The sequence below is a fragment of the Devosia soli genome (genome assembly GCF_000970455.1).
GTDB classification, from domain to species: Bacteria; Pseudomonadota; Alphaproteobacteria; order Rhizobiales; family Devosiaceae; genus Devosia; species Devosia soli.
On record NZ_LAJG01000014.1, the window covers coordinates 800,932 to 818,109 of the forward strand.

The window sequence follows — 17,178 nt, forward strand, 5'->3', positions numbered from 1 at the left end:
TGGTCCAGTCAGTGGCCGCGGCCGGTGGCAGCGAGTTCGTCACCGAACCGCCATTCCAGCGCTGTCTTGAGAACGAGGGTTACGAGCGCCAGCATGGCGAGCAGCGACGCCAGCGCAAAAGCCGCCGTGCCTTGATATTCGTTGTAGAACATCTCGACCTGCAGCGGCATGGTTGTGGTCTGGCCCCGGATTTTGCCGGAGACTACGGCGACCGCGCCGAACTCGCCCATGGCGCGCGCATTGCAAAGCAAGACGCCATAGAGAAGGCCCCAGCGGATATTGGGCAGCGTGACGCGCCAGAACGTTTGCCAGCCGGAAGCGCCGAGAGAGAGCGCTGCTTCTTCGTCACCGCTCCCCTGATCCTGCATCAGCGGGATGAGTTCACGCGCCACAAAGGGAAAGGTCACGAAAATCGTCGCCAGAACGATCCCTGGAACGGCAAAGAGGATTTCGATGCCGTAGGATTTGAGCCAAGGCCCCAGGATGCTGCCCGACCCAAAAAGCAGGACGTAAACGAGGCCCGAAATCACCGGCGATACGGAAAATGGCAGGTCGATCAGGGTAATCAGGAAGGCTTTGCCCTTGAACTCGAACTTGGCGATGGCCCAGGAGGCGCAGACGCCGAAGACGACGTTGAGAGGCACGGCGATCGCCGCCACCATCAGTGTCAGGCGGATCGCCGATTGCGCATCGGCATTGTGCAGCGACTCCCAATAAGCGCCGAGCCCCTGCCGAAACGCTTCGGAAAATACGGCGATCACCGGCAACACGATGAACAGCGCCATGAAGGCAAGCCCGACAAGGATCAGCATCCATCGGACCGACGCAGGTTCACTTGTTGGCGAAGCAAGATGGCGCGACTTAGCTGCCATAGCCATACCTCCGCCGGCTCCAGGCCTGGATGAGATTGAGCACAAAAAGCATGAGGAAGGAGATGACGAGCATCACCGTGGCGATGACCGCAGCCCCTTGATAGTTGAATTCCTCAAGCCGGATGACGATCAGCAAGGGCGCGATTTCCGAGACGAACGGAATATTCCCGGCGATGAAGATTACCGAGCCGTATTCGCCTACTGCCCGCGCAAAGGCGAGGGCAAAGCCGGTGAGAATGGCAGGCGTCAGGCTCGGCAGCAGAACGCGCGAGATCGTCTGGAAGCGGCTTGCCCCCAAAGTGGCCGAGGCTTCCTCGACCTCCTTGCTCACCTCTTCAAGGATCGGCTGGATGGTGCGCACGACGAACGGCAGCCCGATGAAGATCATGGCGATGGTGATACCAATCGGCGTATAGGCGATGCGCCAGCCAAGCGGCGCCACCAGCTGGCCGATAATCCCGTTCGGCGCATAGATCGCAGTAAGCGAAATGCCCGCTACAGCAGTCGGCAGAGCAAAAGGCAGATCGACCATGGCATCGAATATGCGGCGGCCGGGGAAGCGATAGCGCACCAACACCCAGGCGATCAGCGTGCCGAAAACGACATTGATCGCCGCCGCAATGAGAGCCGTCACAAAGCTCGTGCGGAGAGCCGCAAGCACACGCGGATCAAGCGCTGCGGCCCAGAACCCGGACCAGCCGATTCCGGCGGAACGGAGCACCAGCGCGATGAGCGGCACGAGGATGATCAGCGAGAAATAGGCAATGGTGAAACCAAGGGTCAGCCCAAAGCCGGGAATGACGCTTGGCTGGCGGAAGCGCATCATGCTGCCTCCTCCGGGCAGAACGCGCCAAAACGGTTAGTGGTGCATCCGGTCTGGCGCAGTACGGGTCGGTTCATAGAAAGGGCCCAGAATTCGCGCCAACTCTATCGTTTAAGTCGCGTTTCGCAAGGCGAAGGCGGGGCGACATTGACTGCAAAGATAGAAATTCGTTTCACGCAAATGCCGGCAAGTCGAATGCGATTGCGGAGAAGCGCAACGTTAGCCCATGGCAAGCAAAGAGTTGCCGTCACGGGATCATTGAAAGACTGGTATATCGAGCAGCCTCAAGCCCTAAGAAAGGGCGGCCAAAGAAGATGGCAGCGAATTTTCCGGAAGCGCCTGAGCCCCATTCTGTGGCCTGATAGTCAAACTGGCATCGGGCTCGACTTGCGTCATCGAGGTCATATCCCGCTCGTCCCTCGAGCGGCCACCAAAGAAACTAGCCTTGGCCGGAGCTTCATCCGCAACGCTTCGGGCCAGCGCGCCGGGACTGAAAATGCCAAAGAAATGCACCATCGTCTTCTCCTGCTTTTGCAGCTTTTAGCGGGGCGCCTACCGGCCTCGCAGCCGGCAGGCGTTGGATCACTGCGTAGGACCGGCGTAGATCTGGTCGAACACGCCACCGTCGCCGAAGAACTTTGGTTGAGCCTCGCGCCACCCACCAAAATCCTCAATGGTCACGAGATTGACGTCGCCAAAGCGGGCAATGTCTTCCGCTGCGGCAGCTTGGGGACGGAACGGGCGATAATAATGCTTGGCGGCAATCGCCTGACCGACATCGGAATAAAGATATTCGAGATAGGCCTGCGCCACTTCAAGGTTGCCCTTCTTTTCCGCATTTCCGGGAACGAGCGCCACCGGAGGCTCGGCGAGGATCGAGACGGACGGCGTCACGATATCAAAGGCATCCGGCCCAAGTTCCTCAAGCGCAAGATAAGCCTCGTTTTCCCAGGCCAAGAGCACGTCACCGATGCCGCGCTGAACGAATGTGGTGGTCGAACCACGCGCACCCGTGTCGAGCACCGGGACATGCTTATAAAGACTGGCGACGAATTCCTGCGCCCTGGCATCGTCCCCGCCATTGGCATTCCGCGCCCAGGCCCAGGCGGCGAGGAAATTCCATCGCGCCCCACCCGAGGTCTTGGGATTGGGCGTGATGACCTCGACACCATCGCCAACGAGATCGCCCCAATCCTTGATGCCTTTGGGGTTGCCCTTGCGCACCAGAAACACGATCGTTGAAGTGTAAGGCGCGCTGTTGTTTTCGAGCTTGCCGCGCCAATCTTGCGGGATCAGTCCGGCATCGGCAATGGCATTGATATCGCTCTCGAGCGCGAGGGTAACCACATCGGCCTCAAGACCATCGATAACGGTGCGAGCCTGCGATCCGGACCCTCCATGTGTTACCTGAATGGCAACGGATTCGCCCTTGGTCTGCTGCCAGTATTTGGCAAAAGCTTCATTGTAATCCCGGTAAAGCTCGCGCGTCGGGTCGTAAGACACGTTGATCAGCGTCTTGTCCTGCGCCTGCGCAGTGATGGAAAACCCGACCGCAAGCGAAGCAGCAAGCGCGGCGTAAGCAAAAATCCTGGCTGTCCGTCTCATCGGAGCCTCCCTCATGTCTAGCGACACAAACTCTATCAATCTGGTCGGGTTTGAAAAGGTTAAGGCTTGCTTGACGCGATGAGCAAGGAGAAAATTATACTATTGACCTAGGAATTGCCGAGCTTTCCAGCAACAATGTCGCGCCAGAATGCCGAAGACTCCGCCTTCTTTGCGAGGGTCTGGATCTCAACTCTGCGCAGAAATGTCGTCTGCAAGAACGCCAATCACAATGCAAATGCCTGCATAACAGCTTGTCAGCGTCAGGATGCCGAACATGGCATTGGTAAGGCCCATGGTGAAAAAGCCGGTGACCAGCGTCACCGCCAACACCAGAAGGCGTGACCTGTTCTGACTGTCCGGAAGCCTCAAAACCTCAAGAATAGGCGCCGCCATGAAAAGCCCATAGGCAACCAAACCAAGCACACCCGCACTTGCAGCAAAATCGGCAAGGTCGTTGTGAAGATGCGGCGCGCCGCCGAACGGCACGTCAGCCAAGCTATCGGCGACAGCGACGAAATCGAGCGGCCCCTGTCCAAAAATCGGCGATTCAAGAAACGCCCGCAGGCCGCCGAGATACATTTGGAGCCGGATCGACGTTGAATCGTCCGTCGGCAAACCCGAGCTCAAAGTCGATCCGATGTCTGTCAGAACGCGCTGCACACCCGACAACTGGCTCGCGCCCAGCCAAACGGCTAAGCCCGTGACTATCGCCAGACCGACGATGACAAGTGCGGAAACCTTGAAACTGACCAGCCTCTTTAACGCCATCGTCAGCCAACCGGCGAACAACATGAGAGCCATTGCGACCATCGCGCCCCGCGTACCAGAAAGCGTCACGGCCACCGCCGCAAAAGCTGGGCCAAAGAGAAACAAGAACCGCCAAGGCGAGCGAACGAAGAGAAAGCCGGCAACCGAAAAGGCCCCTGCGAGCAAGGCAACGTCGGCGTAGTGAATGGGATTGGCAACAATCCCTCCGGCTCGGGTGGTGCCGGTCGCAGCAACATCGCTGATGCCAAGAGCTGCAGCGCCGGCAACACCGCTCAGGGCCAGGACCCCCATCAGGCCCGCAGCAGTTTCATCCGCCCGAGGCTGGTGACCCATCGCCATGAGCGGCCATATCGCAAAGAGCGGCGCGAAGTAGACGATGCCGATAAGGCCCTGAAATGTTCCGGAGCCCACAACATAGGCGATCGCGACAAGGAGCAGTCCGAGCAAAATCCCCCATACAATCGGCCTGCGAAATGCACTTCCCGCATGACGAAACATGAAGAGAATGGAAGCAAGACCAATAGTCAGAAAGAGAATATTGCCCGCTTCAGGAGCCACAGGTGCCATCGCGAGAATCGCGATGAGAGCGATGATGACGAAGAATGGACGGAATGTATCTGACATGCGCGTTGACTAGCCTTTAGCCACCCCCGTAGCAAGCGCTCGTCAGTCGTCTGCCCATTGCTCGACCACATCATACATTACTTGCGCCGTGTGACCGCATGTGCCCCGCCACCCTGCCCCAAATTGAATATGTTTAACAGCGAGAATCTCGCTTGCCTCGACGCTACTAACCCGCTAATACGTATCAGCGCTAATACGCATTAGCAGCTTTCGGGAGGGTGGCTTGGCGACCAAGCGACTGACACAAAAGGACATCGCAAGGCTTGCCGGCGTGAGTCAGGCAACGGTCTCTTTTGTGCTCAATGGCTCGCCCGAAAACGCCAACCGCATACCTCCCGAGACGCGAGACCGTGTGCAGAAGGTGATCCGCGAAACGGGCTATGTCGCTGATCCCGTCGCGCGCCGGATGGTTAAGGGGCTCAACCGGATACTCGGCGTCTTCACCTACGAGCCGGCCTTCCCCTCTGCCCAGGCGGACTTTTTCACCCCATTTCTCCTTGGCATCGAGGAGGCGGCACAGGAGCTGGGCTATGACCTGCTGCTGCTCACCGGTGCTGGCGTGAAGAGACGAATTTTTGGCGACAACGTTCGCCTGAGGCTCGCTGATGGCTGCATCATTCTTGGCCGCCAATTCGATCGGGACGAACTGACCCGTCTTGTCGCGGGCGACTTCCCCTTCGTCGCCGTCGGCCGCCGTGACGACGCCGACGGACCTGTGCCCTATGTCGGTGGCGGTTACGTTGCGGCAACAGCCTCACTTGTCGGGCGCGCCAAAGCAATGGGTCACCGGCGCATTGCCTATATGGGCCTTATTGAGGGCGCTGAATCGACCGTTGATCGCTGGCTCGGCTTCGAGCCGGCTCTGAAGGGCGCAGAGCTCGTCCATACCCAATATGCCGTCGGGCAACCGCCGGGCGAAACGCTCGATGCGCTGCTCGCAGCTGGCGCCACCTGCGTTTTCTTCACTGAATTGGCCGATGCCATCGCTGTCGATGCCGTGGCGCGTCATCGTGGCATCAGCGTTCCCGGCGATCTCTCGATCGTCGTTCTTGGCAATCACATCCGTGCCGAAGAACACGGTCGCCGCTTTACGTCCTTCTCCATTCCCCGCGAGGCCATGGGCCGCGCCGCCACCGAAATGCTGGTGCGGCGCGTGGAGAATGACGCCCCGGTCGAGCAGGTGCTGCTCGATTGCGCCATCGTCGAGGGGGAAACCCTCGGCCCTGTTTCTACCCAACACGTTCGGAACACATGACCAAAGAGCTTCACGCAGACATTCTCATCGTTGGTGGCGGGCTCGGTGGCGTCGCTGCAGCCCTCGGCGCATTGCGCTCGGGCCGCACCGTCATCATGAGTGAGGAATTCGACTGGATCGGCGGCCAATTGACGAGCCAGGCCGTGCCGCCCGACGAGCATTCCTGGGTCGAGCAATTCGGCGTCACCCGCTCCTATCAGCAACTGCGCCGCGGCATCCGCCAGTATTATCGTGACAACTATCCGCTGACCGCGGAAAGCCGCGCCTGGGGGGATCTCAATCCCGGCGCCGGCTGGGTCAGCCGCTTGTGTGCCGAGCCGCGCGTCGGCCTTGCCGTGCTCGAAGCCATGCTCGCGCCCTGGCGCGGCGGCGGTAAGCTGACCGTCCTGCAGCCCTACCGCCCCGTGGCCGCCGATGTCGATGGCGACACGGTGCGTTCGATAACCCTCCGCCATCGCGATAGCGGGCGCGAAATTGTCTGCTCAGCGCCCTACGTGATCGACGCGACCGAACTCGGTGATCTCCTGCCGCTGACCGGCACCGAATATGCCAAGGGTTTTGAGGCCCAGTCCGATACCGGCGAACCCAGCGCCCCCGATCATGCGCAGCCCGATAACGTGCAGGCCGTGTCCGTGTGTTTTGCCATCGATCACGTCGATGGTGACCAGACCATCGACAAGCCGGAAAATTACGATTTCTGGCGCAAATATCAGCCTGAATTTTGGGGCGGACCGCTCCTCGGCTTCAAGGCGCCGCATCCACGCACGCTCGAAATCACCGAACGCTCCTTCACGCCCAATCCTGACGATGATCCGCTGCTGGTCGATGCCGACCAGCGCCGCAATGCGGGCGACGGCAATCTCTGGACCTTCCGCCGCATCGCCGCGCGCCGCAATTTCCAGCCCGGTGCCTACCAGTCCGACATCTGCCTCGTGAACTGGCCGATGATCGACTATATGGAAGGCACGATCATCGACGTTTCCGAAGAGGAAAAGGCCAAGCACCTCAAGGCAGCTGCCGATCTCTCCTATTCGGTCTTCTATTGGCTCCAGACCGAAGCTCCGCGCCTTGATGGCGGCCAGGGCTTCCCGGGCCTGCGCCTCCGCGGTGACGTCACCGGCACCGACCATGGCCTTGCCATGGCGCCCTATATCCGCGAGAGCCGCCGCATCCTGCCCGTCACGCGCATCGTCGAGCAGGACGTGTCGATGACTGTGCATGGCAATAGCCTCTCCAAGAGCTATCGCGACAGCGTCGGCATCGGCATGTATCGCATCGACCTCCACCCCTCGACCGGTGGCGACAACTATGTCGACGTCGAATCCGCTCCCTTTGAAATCCCGCTCGGCGCGCTGTTGCCGCGCCGGGTGAAGAACCTGCTGCCGGCGGGCAAAAACCTCGGCACCACGCACATCACCAATGGCTGTTATCGCCTGCACCCGGTCGAATGGAACGTGGGCGAAGTCGCCGGCATGCTCGCCGCGCACTGCCTCAACCATGGTCTGACCCCGCACCAGGTGCAGGCCGATGACGGCAAACTCGAAGATTTTCAGGCTCAGCTCTACCGCGCCGGCGTCGAAATCCGCTGGCCGGACGTGCGCGGCTACTGATCGGCTCATCAACGGAGGAAAAGATGACCAGACTTGCAATGCTCAAAGCCACGGCGGCTTCAGCCGGCATTCTTCTGCCTCTCGCCTGGGGCGGCGTCGCCTGGGCGCAGGACGCAGTCAATCTGCGCATGACCATCTGGAGCGCCAACGAGGCGCATCTGGCGCTGTTCAACGAGATCGCCGAGGGCTTTAAGGCCACGCACCCCAATGTGTCCGTCACCTTCGAGCCGCTGCCGTTCGAAAACTATACGACGACGCTGACCACCCAGATCGCCGGCGGCAACCCGCCTGATCTCGCCTGGATTTTTGAAACCAGCGCCGCCGACTTCGTCAATTCCGGGGCACTCGCGCCTTTGACCGAAGCCTTCACCAATACCGAAGGCTACGACCTCGCTGATGTAACGGAAGCTGCAACGGCCCTTTGGACGCGCGATAGCCAGCTGTACGCCTATCCGTTCTCGACGTCGCCCTTCGCCGTTTTCGTCAACAATGATCTGGTGACGGCAGCCGGCGCCAAAACCCCAGCTGAACTTATCGCCGCGGGCGAATGGACTTGGGACAACGCGCTGGCTACCGCCAAGGCTGTCGCTGACAATGGCAAGGATGGCCTCGTCATCCGCGACTTCAATTATCAGACCTGGCAGAACCTGACCGCCTTCTGGCGCGGCTGGGGCGCCAATGCCTGGAGCGAAGACGGCAAGACCTGCGGCTTTACTGAACAGCCGATGGTCGACGCCATGACCCGCCTTCATCAGGCCATCTTCGTCGATGGCGCCCTCCCCGGCCCCGGCGAAAATGTCGACTTCTTTGCCGGCGACGCGGCCATGACCATCACCCAGATTTCGCGCGCCTCGCTCCTTCCCAAGGATGATCCGTTCGATTGGGATCTGGTGCCGCTGCCGGAAGGTCCGGCCGGCGCCTATTCGGTGATCGGCCAGGCCGCCGTCGGCGCCTTCGCCAATCGTCCGAACACCGATGTTGCCGTCGAATTCCTCGGTTACATGACCAATCCGGAAAACAGCGAAAAGCTGGCCCAGTTCTTCCCGCCGGCCCGCGCAAGCCTCCTCAACGCTGAAACCCTCGGCAAGACCAATCCGCTGCTTGCCCCTGAGCAGATCGAAAACGTCGTCATTGCCGGTATCTCGAACGGCAAGGTGATCGCCGGTCACACCAACTTCGCCCAGATCCAGCAGACCATCCGGGCGTCGCTCGATGGCCTCTGGGTGGCCGATGCCGATGTGCCCGCCGTGCTCGCCAGCGTCTGCCAGGGCGTCAGCCCGCTCCTGATGCGCTGAACCCATCCGCTCCCCGGCTTTGCGTCGGGGAGCTTTCTTCGATCACCGAGGCGAAATGACCGATCACAGCGCCGCCCCAAACCAAAAACGCCCCTTCTGGACCATCGCCCGGAAAGACGCGGCCGCGGGTTTCCTTTTCATTGCGCCGCAGACCCTGGGCATCATCACCTTCGTGCTGGTCCCGCTCGGGCTCGTCTTTTACTATTCGATGCACGAGTGGAACGTACTGGCGAGCACCTTCACCTTTGTCGGCGACGCCAACTACCAGATGCTGCTGCGCGACCCGAACCTGCCGCCAGTGCTGCTCGCCTCCGCCATTTTCTCAGCCGGTCTCGTCGTCCTCAACCTCAGTCTGGCGCTGCTTCTAGCCGTGCTGCTCGACCAAAAGCTCAAAGGCATCGTCGTCTTCCGCACGCTGTTCTTCTCGCCGGTCGTGGTCTCGCTCGTCGCCTGGACCATCGTCTGGAGTTTTCTGCTGCAGGCCAATGGCGGCATCAATGGCATCCTCGCTGTCTTTGGCATCGAGGGCCCCAATTGGCTGCGCACCCCGACCACCGCAATGATTTCGGTCGTCGTGGTGCAGGTCTTCAAGAATGTCGGGCTCAATATGATCCTGTTCCTCGCCGCCCTTCAGGGCGTGCCCAAGGAGCTCTACGAAGCCGCACGGGTCGATGGCGCGAGCCCCTTCAAGCAATTCCGCCGCATCACCCTGCCGATGATCTCGCCGACGATCCTCCTTACCTCGATCATCACCATCGTCGGCTCGCTGCAGGTCTTTGCCCAGATCGCCATCCTCACCAAAGGGGGCCCCGGCGTCTCGACCACGGTGCTGGTCTATTACCTCTACCAGCAGGCCTTCCAGTTCAATTTCTTCGGCTATGGCTCGACGCTCTCCATTCTTCTTTTCCTGATCGTCGCGGTGCTCACCTTCATCCAGTGGCAGATGCGCAAGCGGATCGTCTTCTATGAGAACTGACCTTTCCCCCCGGCTGCGTGTCGCCCTTTATGGGTTGATGTGCGTGCTGCTCATCCCCTTCGTGTTCCCCACCTGGTGGATGATCACCTCCTCGGTCAAACCGATCAGCGACATCTTCGCCTTCCCGCCCGATCTCTGGCCGCGCCGCTTCGATTTCTCGACCTATCAACGGGTCTTCGAACTCCAGCCTTTCGCACGGCAATATTGGAACTCGGCCTATATCGCCGCCATCGTCACCGCGGGCACCATGGTCGTCTCCTCGATGGCCGGCTATGCCTTCGCGCGGATCAAGTTTCCCTTCAGCAATGCCATCTTCATGATCGTGCTGCTCGGGCTCCTGATCCCCTCGGAAGTCACCATCGTGCCGCTCTTTCAGATGTTTTTGGGCTGGGGCATGATCAACACCCATTGGCCGCTGATCCTCGTGCCGATCTTCGGTGCGCCTTCGGTCTTTGCCACCTTCGTCATGCGCCAGTTTTTCATCGCCCTGCCAGGCGAACTCGAAGAAGCCGCACGCGTCGATGGCCTCGGCCGGTTCAAGATTTTCTGGACCATCGCCCTCCCGCTCGCCAAGCCCGCGCTCGGCGCCGTCGCGATCTTCACCTTCCTCCACTCTTGGAATCTCTACCTCGAGCCCATCGTTTTCCTCTCCTCGACCCAGATGTTCACCCTGCCCCAGGCGCTGACCCAGTTCACCGACGCCTATGGCGGCGCCATGTGGAATATCCAGCTCGCCGCCGCGACCATGACCGCCATCCCAGTCCTCCTGGTCTTCATCGTTGCGCAGAAGCAGTTCGTCGAAGGTCTCGCCCATACCGGTTTGAAAGGCTGATCCATGGCCCCCGTCTCCCTCCATTCCGTCAAAAAAACCTATGGCGACGTCCAGATCCTCCATGGCATCGATGTTGATATCGCCGATGGCGAATTCATCGTCCTTGTCGGACCATCGGGCTGCGGCAAGTCCACCTTGCTCCGCATGATCGCCGGCCTTGAAACCATCACCAAGGGCGACATTCGCATCGGGGATCGGGTCGTCAACGATCTCGAGCCCAAGGACCGGGACATCGCCATGGTGTTCCAGAATTATGCGCTTTATCCCCATATGACGGTCGCGACCAATATGGGTTTTTCGCTTGAACATCGCGGCGCATCGAAGGCCGAGATCGCCGAGCGCGTTAAATGGGCCGCCGATATCCTTGACCTCTCGCACCTCCTCGATCGCTATCCCCGTCAGCTGTCCGGCGGCCAGCGCCAGCGCGTCGCCATGGGCCGCGCCATCGTGCGCAATCCGCAGGTGTTTCTGTTCGATGAACCGCTCAGCAATCTCGATGCCAAGCTGCGCGTCGTCATGCGCGGCGAGATCAAGGCGCTGCACCACCGCCTTGGAGTTACCACCGTTTATGTGACCCACGACCAGATCGAAGCCATGACCATGGCTGACCGCATCGTCGTGATGCATGCCGGCAAGGTCGAACAGATCGGCGCGCCATTGGAGCTCTACGATCGCCCCGCCAATCTCTTTGTCGCCGGTTTTATCGGCTCGCCGGCCATGAACATTTTGGGCGGCACGATCGAAGGCGCCGAGTTCAAGGCCGCCGGCGTCACTCTGCCCCTGCCCGCCGGCGTCACCGCGACCGGCGCCGCCAGCTATGGAATCCGCCCCGAGCATTTTCAGCTTTCGCCGGAGGGTCTTCCCGCCGTGGTCTCGCTGGTCGAACCGATGGGCTCTGAAACCCAGGTCACCATGACCCTTGGCGAACACCTCGTCACCGGCGTCTTCCGCGAACGCGTCGCCGCCCGCCCCGGCGAAACCATTCACATCCTGCCAGAGCTCGCTGCGGTCCATCTTTTCGACGCCACGACCGGCCAGAGGATCAACTGATGTACGCAACGACCCCACTTTATCAAAAGCTCACCGACGGCAGCTTTCCCGTCATCGTTTCGCTCGCCCGGCACGACCTCGATCTTGCAAAAGCCGCGCTCGATGGCGGCGCCTATGCGCTCAAAACCCACCTTAACGCCTATCACCGCGCCACCGGCACGACCTTCGGCTCCTTCGCCGAGGAGCGCCCATTCTTTGAACAATTGGCAAAGCTCGGTTGCCCCCTCTTAGTCATGGCAGGCCAGGAAACCGTGCCGACTGCCGAGGAGATGGACGCTCTGCACGCGCTCGGCTTCGAGGGCTTCAACGTCTATGTCGATCACCTGCAGCCGCACCTGCTGCAATCGAAGCTCCGCCCAATGCCGGCTCTGGCGTCGACCAGCACGCCCGAGGACGTGACAAAAATCGCAGCTATCCCCGGCTGCATCATCGAAGCCTCGATCATGCCCTTCGAGCGCTATCGCACAGCGATGACCCCGGCAGACCTTCGACGTTATGCCGAGATCGTTGCCGCCGTCGATGTGCCCGTCATCGTCCCAAGCCAACTCGCCCTGACGCCAAGCGACGCCGTCGCGTTGCGCGAGGTCGGCATCGCCTCCCCCCTCCTCGGCGCAATCGTTACTGGCGATACGCCAACAAGCATGAAAAGCGCGGTAAAGGCGATCGTAGCCGGACTGGGATCGTAAGGTTCAATCAGAACAAGCGCAGGCCGTGCCAAGGACCTCGCAGGAGCAAGTCCTCCTCGAGCACGGCCTGCGCCATCCGCGCTTTGCCCCGAAGTGGCTGCGTTAAGGCAAGTCATTGCAGACTACCGCTGGTTTAGTCTTGTCGCCTTTCAAATCTCTTCGACATACCCGTGACGCCAACCCAGAATACGTTCAGCCTTGCTCGAGTTGAAAAAGCTCTGCCGACCATCCCAGTCACCCTTGATCTCGACATCGGGCAAGAACTCTGCAGCCAGCGTTCGGCTCGATACGTCCGAAATCGTGTCAGGCGCAACAATGTAAAAGACCTCGTGCCCCTCAAACTTTGCTTCCAGCGCGAGAAGGCATGCATCGGCGGCGGCATCGCGGCGCGTGTACGCCCAGAGGTGCTTGGCCTTTTCAGGATGGGGATCGTAGTAGCGCTTTGCTACCGAGCGGTCGTCGCAAACGAAATGAAAACGCAGGCTGGCAATGGTCATGCCAGGATAACGGCGAACGAAGGCGTCGGCCTGCTGCTCGCAGATCCACTTTGAAAGGCTATAGGGATCCTCGCTGTAATTCGGATGATCCTCATCGATCGGGAAATAATCATAGCGCGGCGTCTTGCTGAAGGCGTGGCCGATGGCATTGACGCTCGACGCCTGGCAGATGCGCAGGATGCCATTGTCTGCAGCGGCCTGAAGGACATTGTAGCTGCCCACGACATTGTTGTTGTGGACGATATGGTCCGGGTGACGGCCGGGCGAAGGAATGGCAGCCATGTGGATCACGGCATCGCAGCCCACAAAGGCTTGGAGCAGTGCTTCATAATCCTCCATATCGGCGAGGACGAACCGCCGCTGCGTATTGGCGGCGACGTCCGGGTGCTCGACGCGGTCGATGCCGACGACGCTATGGCCTCGCTCTTCCGCAAGAGCCAAGATGGCACGGCCTATGCCGCCGCTGGCCCCGGTAATGGCGATCTTCATGATGGCTGGCTTTCTGCATAGACAGCCTCGTGGAGGCCGCGAATGTAACCGATGGCGTAGAGGCGACCGAAGGCGGAATAGCCGGCATTGGCGTTGCTATCGCCTTCCACAGTCGGCACGTGATCAGGGCGCAAGACGCCGTCGAACCCGATGTCCCGATAGGCCTTCATGCAGGCGAGCATGTCGGTCTTGCCTGCGTCGTGCCAGGTTTCCTCGAACTGGGTCGGCACGCCTTTGACGTCGCGGAAATGGACGAAAGAGATCTTTTTGCCAAACTTGCGAATGACCGCCGGCAGATCCTCGGTCATTAGCGTAAAATTGCCCTGGCACAGCGTGATCGTGTTCATCGGGCTTGGCGCCATTTCGACGAGCCGCTGGTAGTTGTCGACCGTACGCATGATGCGACTGACGCCGCGAATGGGCGTGATCGGCGGATCGTCTGGATGCATGGAGAGCTTGACCCCGGCTCGCTCGGCAACGGGGAGGACTCGCTTGAGAAAATACTCAAGGTTGATCCAGAGCTCTTCTTCGCTGATCGGCGGATTGCTGGTGAGATTTTCCGGCACATCGGCGGCGTTGAAACTGGTCACCACGGACCCGCCCCGTGAGGGCGTCGCCATATTGGTGCGCACCCAGTTGAAATCGGTCATCCACTCGTAGCACCAGACGGGAATGCCGAGCGTGCCCATGCTTTCGAGCAAGGTACAGACGACGTCGATCTCTTCGTCGCGCCCGTCAAGTCCACGCTTGGCCTTGTTGAGTGGCGGGCGAGCTTCGATGACTCGAAGCTCGAAGCCCGCGTCTTCATAGGTCTGCTTCATGCGCGTCAAAGGCGCGAGGTCGCCCAGGCGCTCGCCGGGTCTTAGGCTGTCGAAAGGCAAGCCGCCCACGGCGAGGTTGACCCCGGCTTGCAGCGCGAGTTTCCAAACTGGCGAAGGCGTTGGGCTGATGAATTCAGCGATTTCAAGCATTGGTCAAGACTTCGAATGAGGTGGTGAAACGCAGGCTAGACTGTCTCGCGCGGCTTGAGCGGCTCGCCCCATTTCTTATTGAGGTCAGGCCATGGGATCGAATCCACGAGCAGGCGCGTGTAGCTATGTTGCGGGTTGCGGATGACGCTCTCGACATCGCCTTTTTCCACCACATCGCCCTTGTAGAGCACGACGATATCGTCGGCGACGTGGTAGGCCGTGGTCAGGTCATGGGTGATGTAGATGATCGATACGCCATGATCGCGATGGAGATTGCGCAGCGATTCCAGGATATTGGCACGGAGCGAGGCATCGACCATCGAAACAGGCTCGTCCGCAATCAAGAGGCGCGGCTTCAGCAACAGCGCCCGGGCGACATTGATGCGCTGGCGCTGTCCGCCTGAAAGTTGATGGGGGAAGCGGCCGAGCACGTCCTCGGGACGCAACCCCACCGCCGTCAGCGCCTCTTCCATTCGTCTGACACCGTCGGCGCGCGACTTGGCGAGCTTGAACTGGCGGATCGGCACGGTCAAAAGATGGTCGACGGTGTAGAAGGGATTGAAGACTGCAAACGGATCCTGGAACACCGCCTGCACCTCGCGGCGATAGGCCATTCGTTCCTTGCCGACGAGGCCGGCAATGTTCTTGCCCCGGTAGAGGATCTCGCCTGTCGTCGCGGTAATGAAACCCAGCAGCAGCATGGCGAGCGTCGTTTTGCCTGAGCCGGACTCCCCGGCCACCGTCAGAATGGTGGGCTCATCTTCCTTGAGCGTCAGGGAAAACTGCTTGAGCGCAACTGTTGCCTTCGAGCTGAGCAGCCCACGCTGGTAGACCTTCGAGACCTTGCGGATTTCGAGCAGGTTTTCACTCATGGCGATGACCGTCCTCGTTATAGAGATGACAGGCGACCATGCGGCCACCAGGCAAGGTGACCGGCTCCGGCCGCACGGAACGCTGCAGTCCTTCGTGCCCATGCGGGCAGCGCGGATGAAAGGCACAGCCGCTCGGCAGGCGTAGCAGCGAGGGCGCAAGGCCCGGAATTCCGCGGAAGACGCCCTTGGTATCGAGATTGGGCAGCGAAGAAATCAGCGCCTGCGAATAGGGATGTTTGGGATCGGTGAACATCTCCCGCACGCTCGACATTTCGACAAGCCGCCCGGCATACATGACGGCCACCTGATCAACCGCCTGCGCCATCAGCCCCATATCGTGGCCAATGAGGATAACGGCGGCGTTGATCTCGGCCTGTACGCGGTTGATGGTCTCCATCACCTGCCGCTGCGTCACCACATCGAGCGCGCTCGTCGGTTCGTCGGCGATGATGACGCTGGGACGGAGGAGTATGCCGATAGCGATGCAGACGCGCTGCTTCATGCCGCCAGACAATTCATGAGCATACATGCGGAAGACGCCGGGATCGAGGTCCACCGACCGCAAGGCGGCGGTGCAGCGATCCTCGATCGCTGAGCCTCGCTCGCCCCGGACGTGCGATTTGACCGCATCCATCATTTGCGCACCGATCCGCATGACCGGATTGAGCGAGTTCATCGCGCCTTGCGGGATATAGGCGATCTTGTCGAGCCGGGCGGCGCGCATGCCTTCGTCGTTGAGGCTCATGAGGTCGGTATCGCCGACAATGACCTCTCCGCCTTCGATGCGGCCAGGGGGCTTGATCATGCGCATCATAGCGAGGGCCAGGGTGCTCTTGCCCGATCCGGACTCGCCCACCATGCCGAGTTTTTGTCCCGCCTTCAGGCTGAAGCTGACGGAGTCGAGAGCCTTGGCGCGGCCGAGATCGGTGTAATAGGTGACCTCAAGATTGTTGACGCGCAGCACGGGTTGGCTGGCGGACATTGCGGCGGGTTTGGCGCTCGCTGCGGAATTCATGACCAGAGAAACCATGGGACTATTCCGTTCTTCTGACGCGCGGATTGGCGAGCTCATCGAGACCCATATTCACCAGCGCCAGGGCGCCAAGGATCAGGATCATCGCGAAAGCGGGTTCAAGCGGCCACCACCACCAGCCATTGAAGAAGGCGCCCTGGCTCTGTGCCGCCCAGATGATGTTGCCAAGGAGCGGCTCGCGCAGGGGGCCAAGGCCCAGGACGGCGAGATAGAATGACGCAAACACGGCACCGAACACCTGCCCCACAAAGGCCGCCGCGATAAACGGCAGGAGATTGGGCAGGATTTCTTTGAAGATGATGCCCAGGTCGGAGACGCCGGATAGCTTGGCGACGGCAACGAACTGGCGCTCCTTCATCGTGAGAACCTGGGCGCGGATGACGAGGGTCGGCCCCATCCAGGCCAGCATGGCGACGATCATGGCCATGGTGACGATGGTGACGTCGCGCTTATCCAGCGACCCGGCAACGACGACCTGGATGAGGAGGACAGGAATGGGTGTCAGGATCTGACAGATGGTGCGGATCGTGCCGTCGACCCAGCCGCCGAAATAGGCTGCAAGAAAACCCAGAACCACACCGACAGCCGTGCCGATGCCGCCGGCTAGAAGCCCGATGAAGGCGGTCTGCCACATGCCGACAACCATTGCCGCAAGCAAGTCGCGGCCGAAGAAATCCGTGCCGAAGGGATATTTAAGGCTGGGGGGCTGCTTGAGTGCAGCCGAGAGAGGGTAAGCCTTTTTGGGGTCGATCACCAGAAGGCCGATTATGGTGAAAAGTGCCAGCGCCAGAATGATGGCGATGCCGATGGCCAGGCCTTTATTGCGTCTCAGATAGCGCAGGGTCAGGGTCAAGCGCGAAGGCTGGACGATGGCCACGTTCGGCGCCACGGGATTGGTGGATGCTGAGGTCAGGGTCATG

General features: G+C 60.6%; 17 protein-coding genes. 7 read left to right on the top strand and 10 right to left on the bottom strand.

Annotated features, from left to right (window positions below; translation table 11 throughout):
- Positions 1-8: 8 nt before the first annotated feature.
- From cysW to VW35_RS07965, 5 genes are all read right to left on the bottom strand, one after another.
- Positions 9-878, bottom strand: coding sequence for a sulfate ABC transporter permease subunit CysW (gene cysW / locus VW35_RS07945; RefSeq protein ID WP_046142383.1), 870 nt, complete (start codon positions 876-878; stop codon positions 9-11).
- Positions 862-1,698, bottom strand: coding sequence for a sulfate ABC transporter permease subunit CysT (gene cysT, locus VW35_RS07950; protein WP_046142384.1), 837 nt, complete (start codon positions 1,696-1,698; stop codon positions 862-864). Before cysT ends, cysW begins: the two co-directional genes overlap by 17 nt.
- A gap of 288 nt (positions 1,699-1,986) precedes the next feature.
- Positions 1,987-2,211, bottom strand: a complete 225-nt coding sequence (locus VW35_RS07955; RefSeq protein WP_046142385.1) for a hypothetical protein — start codon at positions 2,209-2,211, stop codon at positions 1,987-1,989.
- Between the two features lie 66 nt (positions 2,212-2,277).
- On the bottom strand, positions 2,278-3,315 hold the full coding sequence (locus VW35_RS07960; protein ID WP_425283755.1) for a sulfate ABC transporter substrate-binding protein: 1,038 nt from the start codon (positions 3,313-3,315) through the stop codon (positions 2,278-2,280).
- Positions 3,316-3,486: 171 nt separating this feature from the next.
- Positions 3,487-4,692, bottom strand: a complete 1,206-nt coding sequence (locus VW35_RS07965; RefSeq protein ID WP_046142387.1) for an O-antigen ligase family protein — start codon at positions 4,690-4,692, stop codon at positions 3,487-3,489.
- A gap of 223 nt (positions 4,693-4,915) precedes the next feature.
- Here VW35_RS07965 and VW35_RS07970 point away from each other — a divergent pair, with 223 nt between their 5' ends.
- Genes VW35_RS07970 through VW35_RS08000 form a run of 7 tightly spaced genes read left to right on the top strand, consistent with a single transcriptional unit; the run spans position 4,916 to position 12,396 of the window.
- Entirely contained in the window at positions 4,916-5,947 is a 1,032-nt protein-coding gene (locus VW35_RS07970; protein WP_046142388.1) for a LacI family DNA-binding transcriptional regulator, read from the top strand.
- On the top strand, positions 5,944-7,557 hold the full coding sequence (locus VW35_RS07975) for an FAD-dependent oxidoreductase (RefSeq protein ID WP_046142389.1): 1,614 nt from the start codon (positions 5,944-5,946) through the stop codon (positions 7,555-7,557). The genes VW35_RS07970 and VW35_RS07975 overlap by 4 nt, the downstream gene beginning before the upstream one ends.
- A 23-nt stretch (positions 7,558-7,580) precedes the next feature.
- Positions 7,581-8,852 carry an ABC transporter substrate-binding protein gene (locus VW35_RS07980; RefSeq protein ID WP_046142390.1) on the top strand — a complete coding sequence of 424 codons (1,272 nt, stop codon included), beginning with the start codon at positions 7,581-7,583 and terminating at the stop codon, positions 8,850-8,852.
- A gap of 55 nt (positions 8,853-8,907) precedes the next feature.
- Positions 8,908-9,828 (top strand): carbohydrate ABC transporter permease, encoded by a 921-nt coding sequence (locus VW35_RS07985; RefSeq protein ID WP_046142391.1) that lies wholly within the window; start codon positions 8,908-8,910, stop codon positions 9,826-9,828.
- Positions 9,818-10,660 carry a carbohydrate ABC transporter permease gene (locus VW35_RS07990; RefSeq protein WP_046142392.1) on the top strand — a complete coding sequence of 281 codons (843 nt, stop codon included), beginning with the start codon at positions 9,818-9,820 and terminating at the stop codon, positions 10,658-10,660. The genes VW35_RS07985 and VW35_RS07990 overlap by 11 nt, the downstream gene beginning before the upstream one ends.
- Positions 10,661-10,663: 3 nt before the next feature.
- Positions 10,664-11,710 carry an ABC transporter ATP-binding protein gene (locus VW35_RS07995; protein WP_046142393.1) on the top strand — a complete coding sequence of 349 codons (1,047 nt, stop codon included), beginning with the start codon at positions 10,664-10,666 and terminating at the stop codon, positions 11,708-11,710.
- Positions 11,710-12,396 carry a hypothetical protein gene (locus VW35_RS08000; RefSeq protein WP_046142394.1) on the top strand — a complete coding sequence of 229 codons (687 nt, stop codon included), beginning with the start codon at positions 11,710-11,712 and terminating at the stop codon, positions 12,394-12,396. Before VW35_RS07995 ends, VW35_RS08000 begins: the two co-directional genes overlap by 1 nt.
- Before the next feature lie 149 nt (positions 12,397-12,545).
- On the opposite strand, the gene VW35_RS08005 is transcribed toward VW35_RS08000, so the two are convergent.
- The 5 genes from VW35_RS08005 to VW35_RS08025 are packed head-to-tail and all read right to left on the bottom strand — an operon-like array spanning position 12,546 to position 17,177.
- Positions 12,546-13,382 carry an NAD-dependent epimerase/dehydratase family protein gene (locus VW35_RS08005; protein ID WP_200896870.1) on the bottom strand — a complete coding sequence of 279 codons (837 nt, stop codon included), beginning with the start codon at positions 13,380-13,382 and terminating at the stop codon, positions 12,546-12,548.
- Positions 13,379-14,353 (bottom strand): mannonate dehydratase, encoded by a 975-nt coding sequence (locus VW35_RS08010; protein WP_046142395.1) that lies wholly within the window; start codon positions 14,351-14,353, stop codon positions 13,379-13,381. The genes VW35_RS08005 and VW35_RS08010 overlap by 4 nt, the downstream gene beginning before the upstream one ends.
- Positions 14,354-14,388: 35 nt before the next feature.
- Positions 14,389-15,225: an ABC transporter ATP-binding protein gene (locus tag VW35_RS08015; RefSeq protein WP_046142396.1), complete on the bottom strand. Its 837-nt coding sequence runs from the start codon at positions 15,223-15,225 to the stop codon at positions 14,389-14,391.
- Entirely contained in the window at positions 15,218-16,255 is a 1,038-nt protein-coding gene (locus tag VW35_RS08020; RefSeq protein ID WP_083982521.1) for an ABC transporter ATP-binding protein, read from the bottom strand. The genes VW35_RS08015 and VW35_RS08020 overlap by 8 nt, the downstream gene beginning before the upstream one ends.
- 4 nt (positions 16,256-16,259) lie before the next feature.
- Complete coding sequence (locus tag VW35_RS08025) at positions 16,260-17,177, bottom strand: ABC transporter permease (RefSeq protein WP_052951579.1); 918 nt, start codon at positions 17,175-17,177, stop codon at positions 16,260-16,262.
- Position 17,178 lies beyond the last annotated feature (1 nt).